Below are 14903 nucleotides of genomic sequence, written 5' to 3' on the forward strand. Positions count from 1 at the left end.
TCATGCTTTGCGCGGCCGGTGAAAGTCTCCGTTGCACGCGCCGCGCGCGCTGCTACCTAGGCGTCATGACAGGGGACATCGAAGGGATCGGGGCGGCGGTGACCGCCGGGCTGGCGGCACGCGCGGTCGAACCGCGCCACGGCGGCCCGGATGGACATGCGGGTACGCGCTGCCTCAACTGCGGGACCAGCCTCGTCGGCTCGCATTGTCATCATTGCGGCCAGCGCGCCGACGTTCACCGCAGCTTCGGCGCGATCGGTCACGACCTCGTCCATGCGATCTTCCATTTCGAGGGCAAGATCTGGAACACGCTGCCAATGCTCGCCTGGCGCCCCGGCGACCTGACGCGCCGCTATATCCATGGCGAGCGCGCGAGCTTCATCTCGCCGCTGGCGCTGTTCCTGTTCGCGGTCTTCCTGACCTATGCGGTGCTCGCGATGGTCGGCAGCGGCGGCGGGTTCGGCGAGGGGCTGGCCAAGGCGGCGGCAAACCAGACCGAGGCGAGCGCGATCCAGGCGCGCTTCCTCGCGGAAACGGCGGAGGTCAATGCCGAGCTTGCAAAAAAGGGCCTGACGCCGGAACGAAAGCGGCAGCTCGAACAGGAGCTCGTCTCGCTGCGCAAGAGCGCCGAATATCTTGGCATCGCGAAGCCGATGACTGCGGAGGAGCGTGCAAAGGGTCCGCCGGTGCTCGAAGATCCGGGCGAGCAGATGATGACCAGCGTCGATTTCCTGTCACGGACCAAGGTCGATACCGGGGTGCCCTTCATCGACCATGGTTTCGAAAAGGCGCGCGCGAACCCGTCGCTCGTCATGTACAAGTTGCAGGCGAACGCCTATAAATTCGCCTGGGCGCTGATCCCGCTGTCGCTGCCCTTCATGTGGCTGCTCTATCCGTTCAGCCGCCGCTTCCACACCTATGACCATTTCGTCTTCGTCACCTACTCGATTTCGTTCATGCTGCTGCTGTTCGTCGTCGTGCGGCTGCTCAACCTGACGGCGCTCGGCGACGTCGCGACCGTCCTCGCGATCTTCTATGTGCCCTTCCACATGGTGCGCCAGCTGCGCGGGGCCTATCGCTCGTCGCGCTTCGGGGCGCTGGTCCGGGGCATGCTGCTGCTGTTCTTCAGCCTGTTCGCGGTGACCACCTTCATGCTGCTGCTGCTGGCGATGGGGGTCATGGGATAGGCGCGCCATATCGTCACAAAGACGGAGCAAGAAGCCGCCGGAAAATAGGGAGACTGCGATGCATCCGCTTTGGGGAGAGATCGACCGCCGCCTGCTGATCAAGCTCGGCACCGCCGGACTTGCGGCGCTGTCGCTGCCCGGCGCGGCGCGGGCGATGATGGCGCAGGGCTTCACCCATGGCGTCGCGAGCGGCGAACCGGGGGCGAATTCGGTAATGCTGTGGACACGCTATGCCGCGCCCTCCGATGCCCGGCTGACCGTCGAGGTCGCCGAAACACCCGATTTCGCGCGCATCGTTGGCGGCGGCAGCGTCGATGCCGACGGCGCCAGCGATCACACCGCCAAGCTGATGGTTCGCGGGCTGGAGCCGGGCCGCTGGTATTTCTATCGCTTCGTCGCGCCCGACGGCACCAAATCGATCACCGGCCGCACCCGCACCCTGCCGCAGGGGCCGACGTCCGCCTTCAATCTCGCGCTCTTTTCCTGTTCGAACATGCCCTTCGGCTGGTTCAACGCCTATGGCCATGCCGCATCGCGCCAGGACATCGACCTCGTCGCCCATGTCGGCGACTATCTCTATGAATATGCCGCCGGCGATTATCCGTCGGCGAAGCAGGCGCTGCCGGGGCGCGAAATCCAGCCGTCGCAGGAAATCGTCGCGCTCGCCGACTATCGGCTGCGCTACGCCGCCTACCGCGCCGACCCCGATCTGCAGCGGCTGCACCAGCTGTTTCCGATGATCGCGCAATGGGACGATCATGAATTCGCCAACGACGCCTGGAAGGGCGGGGCCGAAAACCACAATGACGGCGAAGGCAGCTGGACCGACCGTGTAGCAGCGGCCGAGCGCGCGCATGGCGAATGGATGCCGGTCGCCGACACGCGCTGGCGCGACTATCAGGTCGGCGACCTCGCGACGATCTTCCTGCCCGAAACGCGGGTGACCGCGCGCGATCGTCCGTTCGAGATCGACGAGATCGTCGCGGGCGGCGGCGATGCGGCCGCGAAGCTCAAGGCCTTTGCCGAGACCGCCTATCGCGACCCCGCGCGCCAATTGATGGGCAGCGATCAGGAAAAATGGCTGTTCGGTGGCCTCGCCGCTTCGAAGAAGGCGGGCACGCGCTGGCAGGTCTGCGCGCAGCAGATTGTCACCGGGACGCTCTTCACCCCGCCCGAATCGGCGAACTGGTTCGGCGCCAACCCGCCCGATGTCGTGCGCCGCCGCGTCGCCGCGTCACAGCTCGCCGCCAAGGCCGGGCTGCCGCTCAACATGGATGCATGGGACGGCTATCCTGCGGCGCGCGACCGGCTGCTCGGCGCGGCGCAGTCGGTCGATGCCGACCTGGTGATGCTCGCGGGCGACAGCCACAACGCCTGGGCGTTCGACCTCGCGCATGACCGCCGGCCCGCGGGTATCGAGGTCGGCGGCCACAGCGTCACCTCGCCGGGCTTCGAAAATTATACGCAGGGGATTTCGGAAGAGACGCGCGTCGCGGCGCTGCGCGGATCGTCGCCGCAGCTCAAATGGGCGAACACCTGCGATCGCGGCTATGTCTCGGTGGCGATGACCCCCGAAAAGGTCACCGCCCACTGGCACAGCGTCGAGACGATCCGCGAAAAATCGCTCGCGCTTAAGGACACGCACAGCATGACGGTGCGGCGCGGGAAAAGGATGTACGACGTGGTTTGACGCGTAGTTGATCCTCCCTGTCGCGAAGCGATGGGGAGGGGGACCGTCCGCGAAGCGGATGGTGGAGGGGCCGAAACGTCGCGCAATNGCTTCGCCACAGGGAGGATTATAAGGACCTTAGCCGTAAGGCGGCGCATCCTCGAACTCGCCGAAAGACGGATAGTCGTTCGCGACGCTCGCGGTGAAATGGGGTTCGCGTTTTTCGAGGAAGCTCGTCACGCCCTCGGCGGCGTCGGGGCTGCGGCCGCGGGCGAAGATCACCCGGCTGTCCCAGCGGTGCGCGCTCATCGGGTGCGGCGCGCCGAGCATGCGCCACATCATGTGGCGGGTCAGCGCGACCGACACCGGGGCGCTGTCGCCGGTCAGCTCGCGCGCCTTGGCGATCGCGGCATCGACCAGTTCGCCGGGGGCATGGACCGACTGGACGAGGCCCTTTTCATGCGCTTCCGCGGCGGGGACCAGCCGGCCCGAATAGCACCAGTCGAGCGCGGTCTGGATGCCGACGAGGCGCGGCAGGAACCAGCTCGATGCCGCTTCGGGCACGATGCCGCGGCGCGCGAAGACAAAGCCGTAGCGCGCGGTGTCGCTGGCGAGGCGCGCGTCCATCGACAGCGTCATCGTCGCGCCGATGCCGACCGCGGCGCCGTTGATCGCGCCGAGCACCGGCTTCTTGCATTCGAAGATGCGCATCGACACGCGGCCGCCGCCGTCGCGGATAAGCGGGTGCGACCAGTCGATCGTGCCGTCCTCGGCGACCGGGCTTGCCGATATGCCCTCGGGCAGCAGTGCCGCTTTGTCGGTGCGCTTGTCGTAATCGAAGGTCGATCCGCCGGCGCCGAGGTCCGCCCCCGCGCAATAGGCGCGCTCGCCATGGCCGGTGAAGATCACCGCGCGCACTCCGTCGTCGGCGTCGCATTCGTCGAGCGCGGCGACGATTTCGGTCATCATCCGGGTCGTGAAGGCGTTCATCCGGTCGGGCCGGTACAGCGTCAGCAGCGCGATGCCCTCATGCTTGTCGAGGCGAATCTCTTCGAAGCTCATGTCTCTCTCCTTGTCGTTGCAGCCATGGTCGCAAGGGATGCGAAGGAAGGCAAGCTCTAGTTTACGTAAGCGTAAAGGTGTAAATCCTCCCTCATCCCGTTTGGAGAAGGGGTGTCTTACGCCCGGGGATGACGCGCCCGACCTTTGCCGCTATAGGCGCCGGAACCGCCCCGGCGCCGCGCCTCGCATGAGTCGTATTCGCCGGGGCCAGCTATTTTGACGTCAAGGAAAGCATGTGCCCATGGCCCGTCGCCGCCAGATCTACGAAGGCAAAGCCAAGATCCTCTATGAGGGCCCCGAACCGGGCACGCTGATCCAATATTTCAAGGATGACGCGACCGCGTTCAACGCCCAGAAAAAGGGCACGATCAGCGGCAAGGGCGTGCTCAACAACCGGATCAGCGAGCATGTCTTCACGCTGCTCGGCAACATAGGTGTCCCGCATCATTTCATCCGCCGCCTCAACATGCGCGAGCAGCTGATCCGCCAGGTCGAGATCGTCCCGATCGAGGTGATCGTGCGCAACGTCGCCGCCGGCACGCTGTCGAAGCGGCTCGGGATCGAGGAGGGGACCCAGCTTCCCCGCACGCTGATCGAATATTGCTACAAGGACGACGCGCTCGGCGATCCGCTGGTCGCCGAGGAGCATATCGCCTGCTTCAACTGGTGCAGCCAGGAAGAATTGCACGATATCCAGGACATGGCGATCCGCATCAACGACTTCATGTCGGGCATGTTCGCCGCGGTCGGCATCCGCCTGGTCGACTTCAAGCTCGAATTCGGGCGGCTCTATGACGGCGATTTCAGCCGCATCATCCTCGCCGACGAGATCAGCCCGGATGGCTGTCGCCTGTGGGACATGACCACCAACGAAAAACTCGACAAGGACCGCTTCCGCCGCGACCTCGGCGGCGAGGTCGAAGCCTATCAGGAAGTCGCGCGCCGCTTGGGCCTGCTGCCCGAAGGCGTCGACAATGCGGTGCTCGACCTCGAAAGCCACCGCAAGAAAAAGGGCAGCTGAACGCTTGCGATAGGCGCGCTGCTACCGGATCACTGAGCGTCGTCATTGCGAGGAGCGAAGCGACGCGGCAATCCAGAGTGGGCGTAAGCCGCCCCTGGATTGCTTCGCTTCGCTCGCAATGACGCGTGTGTTTTGTCTGGCGTCGCCGCCTCAAATATTGATGCTGGTCGGGATCAAACTCGGCTGCAGATAGGGATAGGGCGCCAGCCGCTGCGCGTTGCGCGCTACGATCTCGGTCTCCACATCGGTGAGCGCGGCCTGGAACCAGGCGAGCGGACCGCTCTTCGCGGTGACGCGCGGATCCTGGAACCACAAGGGATAGGGAAAGGCGTTGCTGCGATAATCGCCGAGCGGGCGATAGTGCAGCGAACCCAGCAGTTCGAGCACGTTCAATTGCTCGAGCGCCAGACCGATCGGCGGCATCATCGCCAGCCAGCCCGGCTTGTCCTGCCCGCGCTGGCCGGTCGGGGCCGGCTCCCAGCCCGCGCCGGTGATCGCGGGGGCAAAGGTCATGATGTCCTTTTGCGGGAAATTGACCGCCGCATGCTGCGCGCTCGCAGTGAACATCACCATCGTGCAGATTTGCGCGAGTTGCCCCCGCGTCGCCACCGGGCCGAAGCCCCTGATCTTGGCTTCGGTGGCAAGGCACGCCGCCCAGGCGGTGAGTTCGGTGTCGGCGACCACCGCCGCGTCGTTGGTATAATAAAGGTCGACATATTGGCGCGCCCATTCGTGGATCGTATTCCACACCAGCAGCGCGTCGTCGCGGTACGGATAGTCGGCGAGCGCCGAACTCACCCCGACGCCGCGCGCCGCGAGGTCGGCGGGCAGCATCTTGCCATAAAAGTCGAAGGCGAGCCGCGCATCGACCGCCGCGGCCTGGCTCGAGGTGATCGTGCCCGCGAAAATATGGTCGATCGGCCCGCCCGCAGCGATCAGCGAGGTCGCCGCGGCTTCGTTGATGAACAGCGTTCCCTCATAATGCGGGACGAGCAGCGCCCAGATCGGATGGACCTCGGCGAGGTGGCGGTGCGTCGCGACGGCAAAGGCCTCGATCACCAGATGCGTGCGCGCCAGATGCGCGAACAATTCGTGATAATTGCCGTCGGCGACCTGCACGACGAGCTTCGCCATTTCCCAGCCCCACAGTTTCTCGGGCGCGGGCGAGGGCGTGAAGATCGGGAAGTCGGCGGGATCCTGACCGCACTGGATCGCGACCGGGATCAGAGAGGCGCCGCCCGGCGGCACCGCGAACAGCGCGATCGGCTGCCAGGCATATTTGGCCTCGCCGCGATAGGTGCCGGGGTCGAGCACCGCCAGGTCCTTGTAATCGAGCAGGAACAGGCGGCCGTCGGCGAGCGCGCGGTCGAGCGTGTCGCCGTTCACCACCGCGGCATATTGCTTGGCGGTCAGTGGGAAATTCGCCGGCAGCGCATTGCCGACGGCGGCGATCAGCATGTTGTTCGGCCCCTGCACGCGCAGCCGCGCGAAGCTGGCGTCGTTCTGGAAGTCATAGGCGATGCCCGGCACCGGCAGCGTCTGGAACAGCGCGCGATAGGCGTCGAGGCTGCGCGGTGCGCGGCTGCCGATGCCGGCGACCTCGTCGTCGCTGACTTTCATCAGATCCTCGATGCGCGCCTTATAGCCTTCGAGCAGGGTCAGGTGCGCGTCGCGTTCGATCGTCGCGACCGCGCTTTCGACATCGTCGACAATGCGTTCGAAGATATTACCGCCTTCATGCGCGCCATGCGCGGCGGTGATCTTGAGCGTCGAGGCCTCGATCGCGTCGCATTCGGCGAGCGCCGCGGCATAATCGGGGTGGGCTCCGGTCAATTCGCCGGCTTCGACCGCGCCGAGCTTCACCGCGAGCGCGTTGCGTACGATCGCGAGGCCGATGGTGATCAGCTTGCCGAACCAGGCGATGGTCGGCACGTCGTTCTTGGGCACGTCGGTCGCCAGCGGCACGCCGGGCAGGGTGGGGACATCGGTGGTCCACACATAGACCGACTGCGTCGCGGTCAGTTGCGCCGCGCGGGCGGCGCGCTGCGCCGGCGTGTCGTTCTGCGGCAGCGTCGGATCGGCGGACGGCATTGGCGACGCCAGCGCGGGCGTGGGTGTGGTCAGTGACGCGACAGGATAGGACATGATGACGGACTCCCCCAAAGGATCGAAATTCGGATGGGAGCGGCTGTCGCAAAACATGGTTAATATTTTGCAAGTCCGACCGTCGTGCTAGACGCGTAGCCGGATGAAAAATGGGGATTCTATCCTTAACCGATGTTTTACTCCTGCGCTCTATCCCCATGGCCATGACGGGGGTCTATCATTGGCTGAGGGCGCGGGTTTTCCCGCCGGTTCCGGAATCGATCCGGGACGATGTCGCGTTGCTGCGCGCCAATCGCATCGAGACCCTGACCCCGATGTTGTTCCTGACCCTCGCGGCGACGACGCCGACGGCGATCTACGCCGGGGTCGAAAGCGTCCATTGGATCGTTCGCCTCGGGTTTCCGATCACGCTCGCGGTCGTATGCCTGCTGGGATTTTTATACCTGCTCAAGGCGCGCGGCCGCCGCATGAGCCCGCGCCGTGCGCGGCGGGTGATCAAGGAAGCGACCTGGCTGTCGGGCACCATGGGGGCGATGTGCAGCATCTGGACGGTGACCAACTGGTTCGCCGCGCCGCCCGAGGCGCACAGCTATTATGCGATGATCATGGCGATGGGCTCGCTCGCGACCGCCTATTGCCTGTCGTCGATCCGCTTCACGACGATCGTCAACCTCGGCATCGGGCTCGTTCCGATCATGCTGCTCATGCTGACCTCGGGCAACCCGCCCGAAATCGCGGCGGGAACCAGCCTGTTCGTCGCGACCGCCTTTTTGCTGCGCATGATCTTTCAGCAGCACCGCCAGCTGATCGATCTGTTGCAACTGCAGCAACAGATGCGCGATCTCGCACACACGGACCCGCTCACCGGCCTGTGGAACCGCCGCGAACTCGACGCGCGGCTCGACCAGGAAATTGCCGCGGCGGGGTCCGATACGCGTTTCGCGATCGCCTTGCTCGACCTCGACGGTTTCAAGCCGGTCAACGACCGCTACGGTCATGGTGTCGGCGACGCGCTGCTTTGCGAAGTCGCGGCGCGCCTGCGTCACGCGTGCGGCGACCATGCGATGGTCGCGCGGCAGGGCGGCGACGAATTCGCGATCCTCGTACCCGCGGGATCGCCGCTGCTCGACACCTCGCTGTCGGGCCATATGCTGTCGGCGCTGGCGGCGCCCTATCGCATCGACGGCGCCGCGATCCGCGTCGGCGCCAGCATCGGGGTCGCAACCTGGCCCGAACAGGGCACCAGCGCGAAAAGGCTGTTCGATGTCGCCGACCGCGCGGTCTATGCGGCCAAGGCCGCCGATCGCGAGGCCATGTCGTCTGTCGAAAGCGTCGCGCGGGCCGGCTAGGCGGCGCTTGACCCGTCCGGGCGGCACGCCCAGACAGGCGGCATGACCTTCCGACCCCTGTTGCGCGCGTCGGCCGCGCTGTCGCCCCTCGTCCTCGCCACCGCTCTCGCTTTCGCCGGCCCTGCGCCGTTGCTGGCGCGCGAACCCGTCGCGGCGCCGGCGCCGGCCGCGGCCACCACCAATCCGCAGGGCGATGCGGCGCGTGCGTGGAACTTCGCGGCCAGCGACGTGCCGGTCGACCCGAACATCGTCTTCGGGGTGCTGCCCAACGGGATGAAATATGCGCTGCTGAAGAACAGTACGCCCAAGGACAGCGTCTCGCTGCGCCTGCGCTTCGACGTCGGCAGCTTTGCCGAAGCCGACGACCAGCGCGGACTCGCCCATTTCCTCGAACATATGGCGTTCAACGGCTCGACCAACGTGCCCGAGGGCGAGATGATCAAGCTGCTCGAACGCAAGGGGCTGGCGTTCGGCGCCGACACCAATGCCTCGACCGGCTTCGACCAGACCGTCTACCAGCTCGACCTGCCCAATGCCTCCGACGACCTGATCGACACCGGCCTCATGCTGATGCGCGAGACCGCGAGCGAATTGAAGATCGACCCCGCGGCGGTCGACCGCGAACGCGGCATCATCCTGTCCGAACGGCGCGCGCGCGACACCTATCAGCTGCGCAGCCTGATCGACCAGCTCGATTTCCAGATGAAGGGCATGAGCGCCCCGAACCGCATCCCGGTCGGCACGGTCGAGGTGATCCAGTCGGCCCCCGCCGCGCGCATCCGCGACCTCTATGACCGCTATTACCGCCCCGAGCGCGCAACGCTGGTGATGGTCGGCGATTTCGATCCCGCGGCGATCGAGGCGAAGATCAAGGCGCGCTTTGCCGACTGGAAGGGCCGCGGCCCCGCCGGCGCCGATCCCGATATCGGCACGATTGATTACGCCCGCGCCTCGGCCGCCGACGATTTCGTCGACCCCGCGATCGCCGACGGGGTGACGATCACCGCGTTCAAGCCGTGGGTGAAACTGCCCGACACCAAAGCCAAGCGCGCCAGGGACCTGGCCGAGGGGATCGGCGAAGCGATCGTCTCGCGCCGTCTCGCGAAGCTAGCGCTTGCCGAGGATTCGCCGATCCTCAACGGTTATTTCGGCGATTCGAACGGCTGGGACGTGTTCGACCAGGTCACGATCGGCGCCACCGCGAAACAGGGTTCCTGGCGCGAGGCGCAGGCGCTGGTCGAACAGGAATGGCGCCGCGCCGCCCAGCATGGCTTCACCCAGGCCGAGGTCGACGAACAGCTCGCCAACCGTCGCACCGCGCTGAAAAATGCCGTCGCCGGGGTCGACACCCGGCGCAGCGAGAATCTCGCCGACGTGCTGGTCGAGGCGGCGAAGGGCGATTTCGTCGTTTCGCGGCCCGAGGTTTCGCAGGCGCTGTTCGACGCTGCTGCCCCGTCGCTCGATGCCGCCGCGGTGAGCGCCGCCTTCCAGCAACGGCTCGCGGGCCTCGGCGCGCCGCTCGTCCGCGTGACGAGCAAGACCCCGGTCGAGGGCGGCACCGATGCGATCCTCGCCGCGCTCAAGTCGTCGCAGCAGGTGGCGGTCGCCGCGCCCGCCGCCGCGACGAGCGCCGCCTTCGCCTACACCGACTTCGGTACCCCCGGAAAGATCGTCAGCGACCAGCGGATCGAGGACCTCGGCATCCGCCGCATCCGTTTCGCCAACAATGTCATGCTCAACATCAAGACAACCGATTTCCAGAAGGACACGGTGTTCCTGTCGCTGCGCATCGACGGCGGCAGCCTGCTCGCGACAAAGGCCGACCCGACGCGCGTCGCACTCGCGGGGTCGATCAGCCTCGGCGGGCTCGAGGCGCACAGCCGCGACGAACTCAGCACCATCCTCGCCGGTAAGACGGTGAGTTCGAGCGTCGGCAGCGCCACCGACAGCTTCGGCGGCAGCGCGCGCACCTCGCCCGAGGATTTCAAACTGCAGGCGCAGCTGATGGCCGCCTTCCTCACCCACCCGGGCTATCGCCCCGACGGCCTCGCGCTGATCCGCCGCTTCCTGCCGCAGCAATATGCCGCGAATGACGCGACCCCCGGCGCGGTGCTCGGCCGCGACGCCGGCGGCATCCTCGCCAACAACGACCCGCGTGCGGTCACCCCGCCGCTCGACACGATGCTGGCGCTCGACTGGGCCAGCCTCAAGCCCGCGATCGCCGACAGCATGGAGCATGGCGCGATAGAGATCGGCGTCGTCGGCGACATCGACGAAGCGGCGGCGATCGACGCGATCGCCTCGACCTTCGGCGCGCTGCCCGAACGCCGCGCCACCTTCGACCCGCGCCCCGCCGCGCGCATCCGCGAGTTCGCCAAGGACCGCAGCGAACGCACGCTGATCCACAAGGGCCCTGCTGAACAGGCCGAGCTGCGCGTCTATTGGTCCGCGCGCGACGACAGCGACCTCGCCGAGGCGATGCAGCTGCAACTGCTGTCGCGGGTGATGCAGCTCAAACTGACCGAGGAACTGCGCGAGAAGCTGGGCGAAAGCTACAGCCCCGGCGCCGGCGCCAGCCTGTCGGACGACTTCCCCGGCTATGGCCATCTCTTCGCGGCGAGCAATGTCGACTACAAGGACCTCGCGACCACCCGCGCCGCGATCTTCGCCATCGCGAAGGAATTGCGCGACACCCCGGTCGACGCCGACCTGCTCGATCGCGCGCGCAAGCCGATGCTCGAGGCGATGACCAAGGCGCGGCGCGAGAACGGCTATTGGCTGCCATATGTCTCCGCCGCGACGAGCAAGGAAGCCCGCCTCGACCGCAGCCGCAAGAGCATCGCCGATGTGGAAGCGGCTACGCCTGCCGAGTTGCAGGCGCTCGCGAAACGCTACCTTACCGACGACAAGGCGCTGGTGATCAAGGCGGTGAGCGACAAGGCGGGGAAGTGAGCTCGGAGCTAGGGATTCGCGGCGGCGCAATTCTGCTCGTCGCTGCGTTCACCGCGTTGCTCGCTGCGTGCGGCAAACCAAAGCTGGAGCCGCCGAAGATTGTGGATCGCCACGCCCATTGCGATCTTGCCACGGAAAAACCGGAGGCGATTACCGACGCGGTCGCCGCCGAGCCGGTGGCTCGTGCGCTTCGCGCTATGGCAGAGCGCTCAATGCCCAATTTGCCGCGCGATCAGACCGCTCGTTTCTGGGCGGTCAAGCTGCCCTGCAACGAGATGATCGTCGCATGGCTCTTCGGGCGCCATTTTTGCGGAACGGGCGGATGCAACCTGTTGGTGTGGGATGCATCCGGCGGGCGGCTGCGCGAGATCGGCGATGTGTCCATCAGCTGGGGGCCGGTCCGCCTGCTCGGCGAGCGTCACAACGGCCGGCCGGTGTTTGGATCGTGGACGCAGGGCGGCGGTATTCAGCCCGGCTATGAACGGGCGATGCGTTTCGACGGCAATGCCTATCCGAAATCGATGGGCAAGGAAGCCGACGTCAGAATGGCGGTCGACGTACCGGGCATACTCCTGATTGGGGAGTTCCGGAAACTGGACGAGGGATTGCCGCTGTACAGCGAGCAGGGAAATCCAGGTTGAGCCCTAGGGGCTAGCGGACCTAAACCCGCCCGGGCGCCCTCGCGCGCAGGAAATTCTCCAGCGCTACGAAGATCATCTCGCGCGCGTCGCTGCCCAGCATTTCGCCGGTCAGCATATCGAACCGTGCACGGTCGCGGCGGGCTGACGCTCCGACCATCGCGGCGAGCAGGCTCTCGTCGAAGCTGACGCGCGGGCAGCAGGGCGGGGCGACGGCAAAGGGGTCGGGCCAGCTGTGGCCGATCGCCTCGACCACCAGCCGAAAGCGCCGCGCCGCGAGGATATTGCCCCAGCGCCGTTCGAGTTCGGGCATCGGGTCGCGCTCGCTGCGGCGGCAGAGGATGCAGTATCGCAGCGCGAGCACCGCCTGCGCGGCGTCGACCGGCAGGTCACGGACCAGCGGTTGTTCGGTCAGTTGTCGGATCAGCAGGCTCGATTCCATGGCGCGTCCCTTTCCCGATCGGTCCGGTCGATTGGCGCAGGTCCCGGGCCGGATCCGAAAAAGCCGCCGGCCGCTGCATGGAGCAGCGACCGGCAGGAGGGGACTGCCCCACCTTGCTATTGAGAATTACTCGCAAGTACAAGCAAAAAAAGAGGCGCCCGCAGGCGCCTCGAAAAACCGGGGTTTTTGGTATCTCGTCGCCCCCGTGAAGGCGGGGGCATTGTCGGCCTTCCCCAGCGTCGCTGCGTAAACCGGTCGCGGCCCCCGCCTTCGCGGGGGCGACGATTCGGATCAATCGTCGCCGACCGACTTCGATTGCAGCTGGATGTAATTTTCGATTCCCATGCGCTCGATCATCTCGAACTGCTTTTCGAGCTCGTCGACATGATGCTCTTCGCTTTCGAGGATGTCGGCGAACAGGTCGCGGCTGACATAGTCGCGCACGCTCTCGCTATGCGCGATGGCGTCCTTGAGCAGCGGGATCGCTTCCTCCTCGAGCGCGAGGTCGGCCTTGAGAATCTCTTCGACCGTCTCGCCGACGCGCAGGCGGCCGAGCATCTGGAAATTGGGCAGGCCGCCGAGGAACAGCACGCGATCGGCGAGCTTGTCGGCGTGCTTCATCTCGTCGATCGATTCCTCGCGCTCGAAATGCGCGAGCTTCGCGACCCCCCAATTGTCGAGCATGCGATAATGCAGCCAGTACTGGTTGATCGCGGTCAGCTCGTTCTTCAGCGCCTCGTTGAGGAAATCGATGACCTTTTCGTCGCCCTTCATGTGTCGTCCTGTCTTTTTGTCCTGGGAATGGGATGGCGGCATTATACGCCCCCGGACCCCATCAGGCCAAGGTCAAAAATGGCAGAAAACCTAGAAAAATCAGGCAGTCGCGGCGACGTCGCTGATGATATTGCGAGCGAAAGGCAGGCATTGGCCGCACTTGGGTTTGCGACCCAGTTGCGCATAGGCGGCCTTGGCGCACCGCACTTCGCCATTCCGCACGACGTCGCGCAGCTGGCTTTCCTTTATTGCGTTGCAGACACAGACGACCATGTGCGAATCCTTCTCAACAAGACTCAGATAGGGATAGTGCGACGGACTCGCAACAGGAAAGTTGCGAGTGGTTCGCATTCCGAAAAGCGGCATTTTCTTGAGTGCCCGCCCTTGCCCGCCAAGTGATTCGCGGGCATAGGCGCGCCCATCTTCCTCGCCCTCCGCAGCAAAGGTCCGCCCCATGAAAGTCCAGGTCTATGTGACGCTGAAACCCGGGGTGCTCGATCCGCAGGGCAAGGCGATCCATCATGCGCTCGAAGGCTTGGGTTTCGCCGGGGTCGACGATGTCCGCGCCGGGCGCTTCATCGAACTCGAAGTCGCCGACAGCGTCAGCGATGCCGATCTCGACGCGATGTGCGCCAAGCTGCTCGCGAACACCGTTATCGAAAACTACCGCATCCAGCGCGCCTGAAGGGAAGCAGAGCCATGAAGACCGCCGTCATCGTCTTTCCCGGCTCCAATTGCGACCGCGACATGGCGGTCGCGCTCGAAACCGTCACCGGCCAGGCGCCCGCGATGGTCTGGCACCGCGACACCGAATTGCCCGACGGCATCGACTTCATCGCGCTGCCCGGCGGCTTTTCCTATGGCGATTATCTGCGCTCGGGCGCGATGGCGGCGCGCTCGCCGATCCTCGCCGCGGTCACCGATGCCGCGGCGCGCGGCGTGCCGGTGCTCGGCGTGTGCAACGGCTTCCAGGTGCTGACCGAGGCGCAGTTGCTGCCCGGCGCGCTGATGCGCAACGCGGGGCTCAACTTCGTCTGCCGCACCGTGCCGCTGACCGTCGCGAACAGCCAGTCGCTGTTCACCGCCGGCTACAAGGCCGATGAGGCGATCGACATCCCCGTCGCGCATCACGACGGCAATTATTTCGCCGACGAAAACACGCTCGACCGGCTGGAAGGCGAGGGGCGCGTGGCGTTCCGCTACGCCGACAGCGTCAACGGTTCGGCGCGCAATATCGCGGGCGTGCTCAACGACACGGGCAATGTGCTCGGCATGATGCCGCACCCCGAACGCGCGATCGACCGCGCGCATGGCGGCACCGACGGGCTACGCCTGTTCGAGGCCGCGCTCGGCGTTCTCGCCTGACACCTCGGGCGCCGCGGCTTCGCGTCGCGGCCACCAGCGTTCGACCAGCGCCAGCGCCGTCGGCCAGAAGGCGGTGTTCCAGATATCGTGCCAATGGCCGGGTTCGGGGGCGAGCAGCCCGCGGATATATTCGCCCTGCACGTCGAGCCATTCGCCCGCCAGCGCGACCGCGACCACTGCGCCCCACGCCATCCATGCCGGGCGCCGTAGTCCGGCGCGGACGATCAGATAGACCCCCATGCCGGCATAGATGTGCAGCGCGTCCTTGCTCAGGCCGCTGCCGTCGATCAGCACCAGTTTGAATTGCTGGTAGAGGAAGGACGCTTCGGCGAACATCG

Annotated in this window: 14 protein-coding genes; 8 read left to right on the top strand and 6 right to left on the bottom strand. The window is 66.0% G+C overall.

All coding sequences use genetic code 11. From position 1 onward, the window contains the following. The first annotated feature begins 65 nt into the window (after positions 1-65). Positions 66-1187 (top strand): DUF3667 domain-containing protein, encoded by a 1122-nt coding sequence (locus tag ASD67_RS08640; RefSeq protein WP_056345989.1) that lies wholly within the window; start codon positions 66-68, stop codon positions 1185-1187. Between the two features lie 58 nt (positions 1188-1245). Further along, a complete protein-coding gene (locus ASD67_RS08645) occupies positions 1246-2877 on the top strand; it encodes an alkaline phosphatase D family protein (protein ID WP_056345991.1) in 1632 nt (543 codons plus the stop codon). 117 nt (positions 2878-2994) lie between these two features. Here the strand turns inward: ASD67_RS08645 and ASD67_RS08650 are convergent, their stop codons facing one another. Next, a complete protein-coding gene (locus ASD67_RS08650; RefSeq protein ID WP_056345992.1) occupies positions 2995-3918 on the bottom strand; it encodes a crotonase/enoyl-CoA hydratase family protein in 924 nt (307 codons plus the stop codon). 241 nt (positions 3919-4159) lie between these two features. On the opposite strand from ASD67_RS08650, the gene purC reads away from it, so the two are divergent. Beyond that, complete coding sequence (gene purC / locus ASD67_RS08655; RefSeq protein WP_056345994.1) at positions 4160-4939, top strand: phosphoribosylaminoimidazolesuccinocarboxamide synthase; 780 nt, start codon at positions 4160-4162, stop codon at positions 4937-4939. A 150-nt stretch (positions 4940-5089) separates the two neighbouring features. On the opposite strand, the gene ASD67_RS08660 is transcribed toward purC, so the two are convergent. Beyond that, positions 5090-7084 (bottom strand): lipoxygenase family protein, encoded by a 1995-nt coding sequence (locus tag ASD67_RS08660; RefSeq protein ID WP_056347203.1) that lies wholly within the window; start codon positions 7082-7084, stop codon positions 5090-5092. 158 nt (positions 7085-7242) lie between these two features. Here ASD67_RS08660 and ASD67_RS08665 point away from each other — a divergent pair, with 158 nt between their 5' ends. From ASD67_RS08665 to ASD67_RS08675, 3 genes are read left to right on the top strand one after another with little or no spacing between them, the layout of a single operon-like run. Further along, positions 7243-8394, top strand: a complete 1152-nt coding sequence (locus ASD67_RS08665) for a GGDEF domain-containing protein (RefSeq protein ID WP_235535610.1) — start codon at positions 7243-7245, stop codon at positions 8392-8394. 42 nt (positions 8395-8436) lie between these two features. Next, complete coding sequence (locus ASD67_RS08670) at positions 8437-11346, top strand: M16 family metallopeptidase (RefSeq protein ID WP_056345996.1); 2910 nt, start codon at positions 8437-8439, stop codon at positions 11344-11346. After that, a complete protein-coding gene (locus ASD67_RS08675; protein WP_156377619.1) occupies positions 11343-11987 on the top strand; it encodes a hypothetical protein in 645 nt (214 codons plus the stop codon). The genes ASD67_RS08670 and ASD67_RS08675 overlap by 4 nt, the downstream gene beginning before the upstream one ends. A gap of 19 nt (positions 11988-12006) precedes the next feature. Here the strand turns inward: ASD67_RS08675 and ASD67_RS08680 are convergent, their stop codons facing one another. The 3 genes from ASD67_RS08680 to ASD67_RS08690 form a co-directional block, all read right to left on the bottom strand. Continuing rightward, on the bottom strand, positions 12007-12426 hold the full coding sequence (locus ASD67_RS08680) for a hypothetical protein (protein WP_056346000.1): 420 nt from the start codon (positions 12424-12426) through the stop codon (positions 12007-12009). Positions 12427-12717: 291 nt separating this feature from the next. Continuing rightward, a complete protein-coding gene (gene bfr / locus ASD67_RS08685; RefSeq protein WP_056346002.1) occupies positions 12718-13200 on the bottom strand; it encodes a bacterioferritin in 483 nt (160 codons plus the stop codon). A 99-nt stretch (positions 13201-13299) separates the two neighbouring features. Next, positions 13300-13473, bottom strand: a complete 174-nt coding sequence (locus ASD67_RS08690) for a (2Fe-2S)-binding protein (RefSeq protein WP_056346003.1) — start codon at positions 13471-13473, stop codon at positions 13300-13302. A 181-nt stretch (positions 13474-13654) separates the two neighbouring features. Here ASD67_RS08690 and purS point away from each other — a divergent pair, with 181 nt between their 5' ends. Then, a complete protein-coding gene (gene purS, locus ASD67_RS08695; protein ID WP_056346005.1) occupies positions 13655-13885 on the top strand; it encodes a phosphoribosylformylglycinamidine synthase subunit PurS in 231 nt (76 codons plus the stop codon). A 14-nt stretch (positions 13886-13899) separates the two neighbouring features. Further along, positions 13900-14565: a phosphoribosylformylglycinamidine synthase subunit PurQ gene (gene purQ, locus ASD67_RS08700; RefSeq protein ID WP_056346008.1), complete on the top strand. Its 666-nt coding sequence runs from the start codon at positions 13900-13902 to the stop codon at positions 14563-14565. Here the strand turns inward: purQ and ASD67_RS08705 are convergent. Beyond that, on the bottom strand, positions 14527-14901 hold the full coding sequence (locus ASD67_RS08705) for a hypothetical protein (protein WP_056346010.1): 375 nt from the start codon (positions 14899-14901) through the stop codon (positions 14527-14529). The genes purQ and ASD67_RS08705 overlap by 39 nt on opposite strands. Between the last annotated feature and the right edge of the window lie 2 nt (positions 14902-14903).

This window comes from Sphingopyxis sp. Root1497 (assembly GCF_001427085.1).
Classification (GTDB): domain Bacteria; phylum Pseudomonadota; class Alphaproteobacteria; order Sphingomonadales; family Sphingomonadaceae; genus Sphingopyxis.

Excerpts from the sequence above, each read along its gene's own strand:
- purC (WP_056345994.1), top strand. The coding sequence starts at position 4,160 with ATGGCCCGTCGCCGCCAGATCTACGAAGGCAAAGCCAAGATCCTCTAT.
- ASD67_RS08670 (WP_056345996.1), top strand. The coding sequence starts at position 8,437 with ATGACCTTCCGACCCCTGTTGCGCGCGTCGGCCGCGCTGTCGCCCCTC.
- ASD67_RS08640 (WP_056345989.1), top strand. The coding sequence starts at position 66 with ATGACAGGGGACATCGAAGGGATCGGGGCGGCGGTGACCGCCGGGCTG.
- ASD67_RS08690 (WP_056346003.1), bottom strand. The coding sequence starts at position 13,473 with ATGGTCGTCTGTGTCTGCAACGCAATAAAGGAAAGCCAGCTGCGCGAC.
- bfr (WP_056346002.1), bottom strand. The coding sequence starts at position 13,200 with ATGAAGGGCGACGAAAAGGTCATCGATTTCCTCAACGAGGCGCTGAAG.
- ASD67_RS08645 (WP_056345991.1), top strand. The coding sequence starts at position 1,246 with ATGCATCCGCTTTGGGGAGAGATCGACCGCCGCCTGCTGATCAAGCTC.
- ASD67_RS08680 (WP_056346000.1), bottom strand. The coding sequence starts at position 12,426 with ATGGAATCGAGCCTGCTGATCCGACAACTGACCGAACAACCGCTGGTC.
- ASD67_RS08650 (WP_056345992.1), bottom strand. The coding sequence starts at position 3,918 with ATGAGCTTCGAAGAGATTCGCCTCGACAAGCATGAGGGCATCGCGCTG.
- ASD67_RS08705 (WP_056346010.1), bottom strand. The coding sequence starts at position 14,901 with ATGTTCGCCGAAGCGTCCTTCCTCTACCAGCAATTCAAACTGGTGCTG.
- ASD67_RS08665 (WP_235535610.1), top strand. The coding sequence starts at position 7,243 with ATGGCCATGACGGGGGTCTATCATTGGCTGAGGGCGCGGGTTTTCCCG.
- purQ (WP_056346008.1), top strand. The coding sequence starts at position 13,900 with ATGAAGACCGCCGTCATCGTCTTTCCCGGCTCCAATTGCGACCGCGAC.
- purS (WP_056346005.1), top strand. The coding sequence starts at position 13,655 with ATGAAAGTCCAGGTCTATGTGACGCTGAAACCCGGGGTGCTCGATCCG.
- ASD67_RS08660 (WP_056347203.1), bottom strand. The coding sequence starts at position 7,084 with ATGTCCTATCCTGTCGCGTCACTGACCACACCCACGCCCGCGCTGGCG.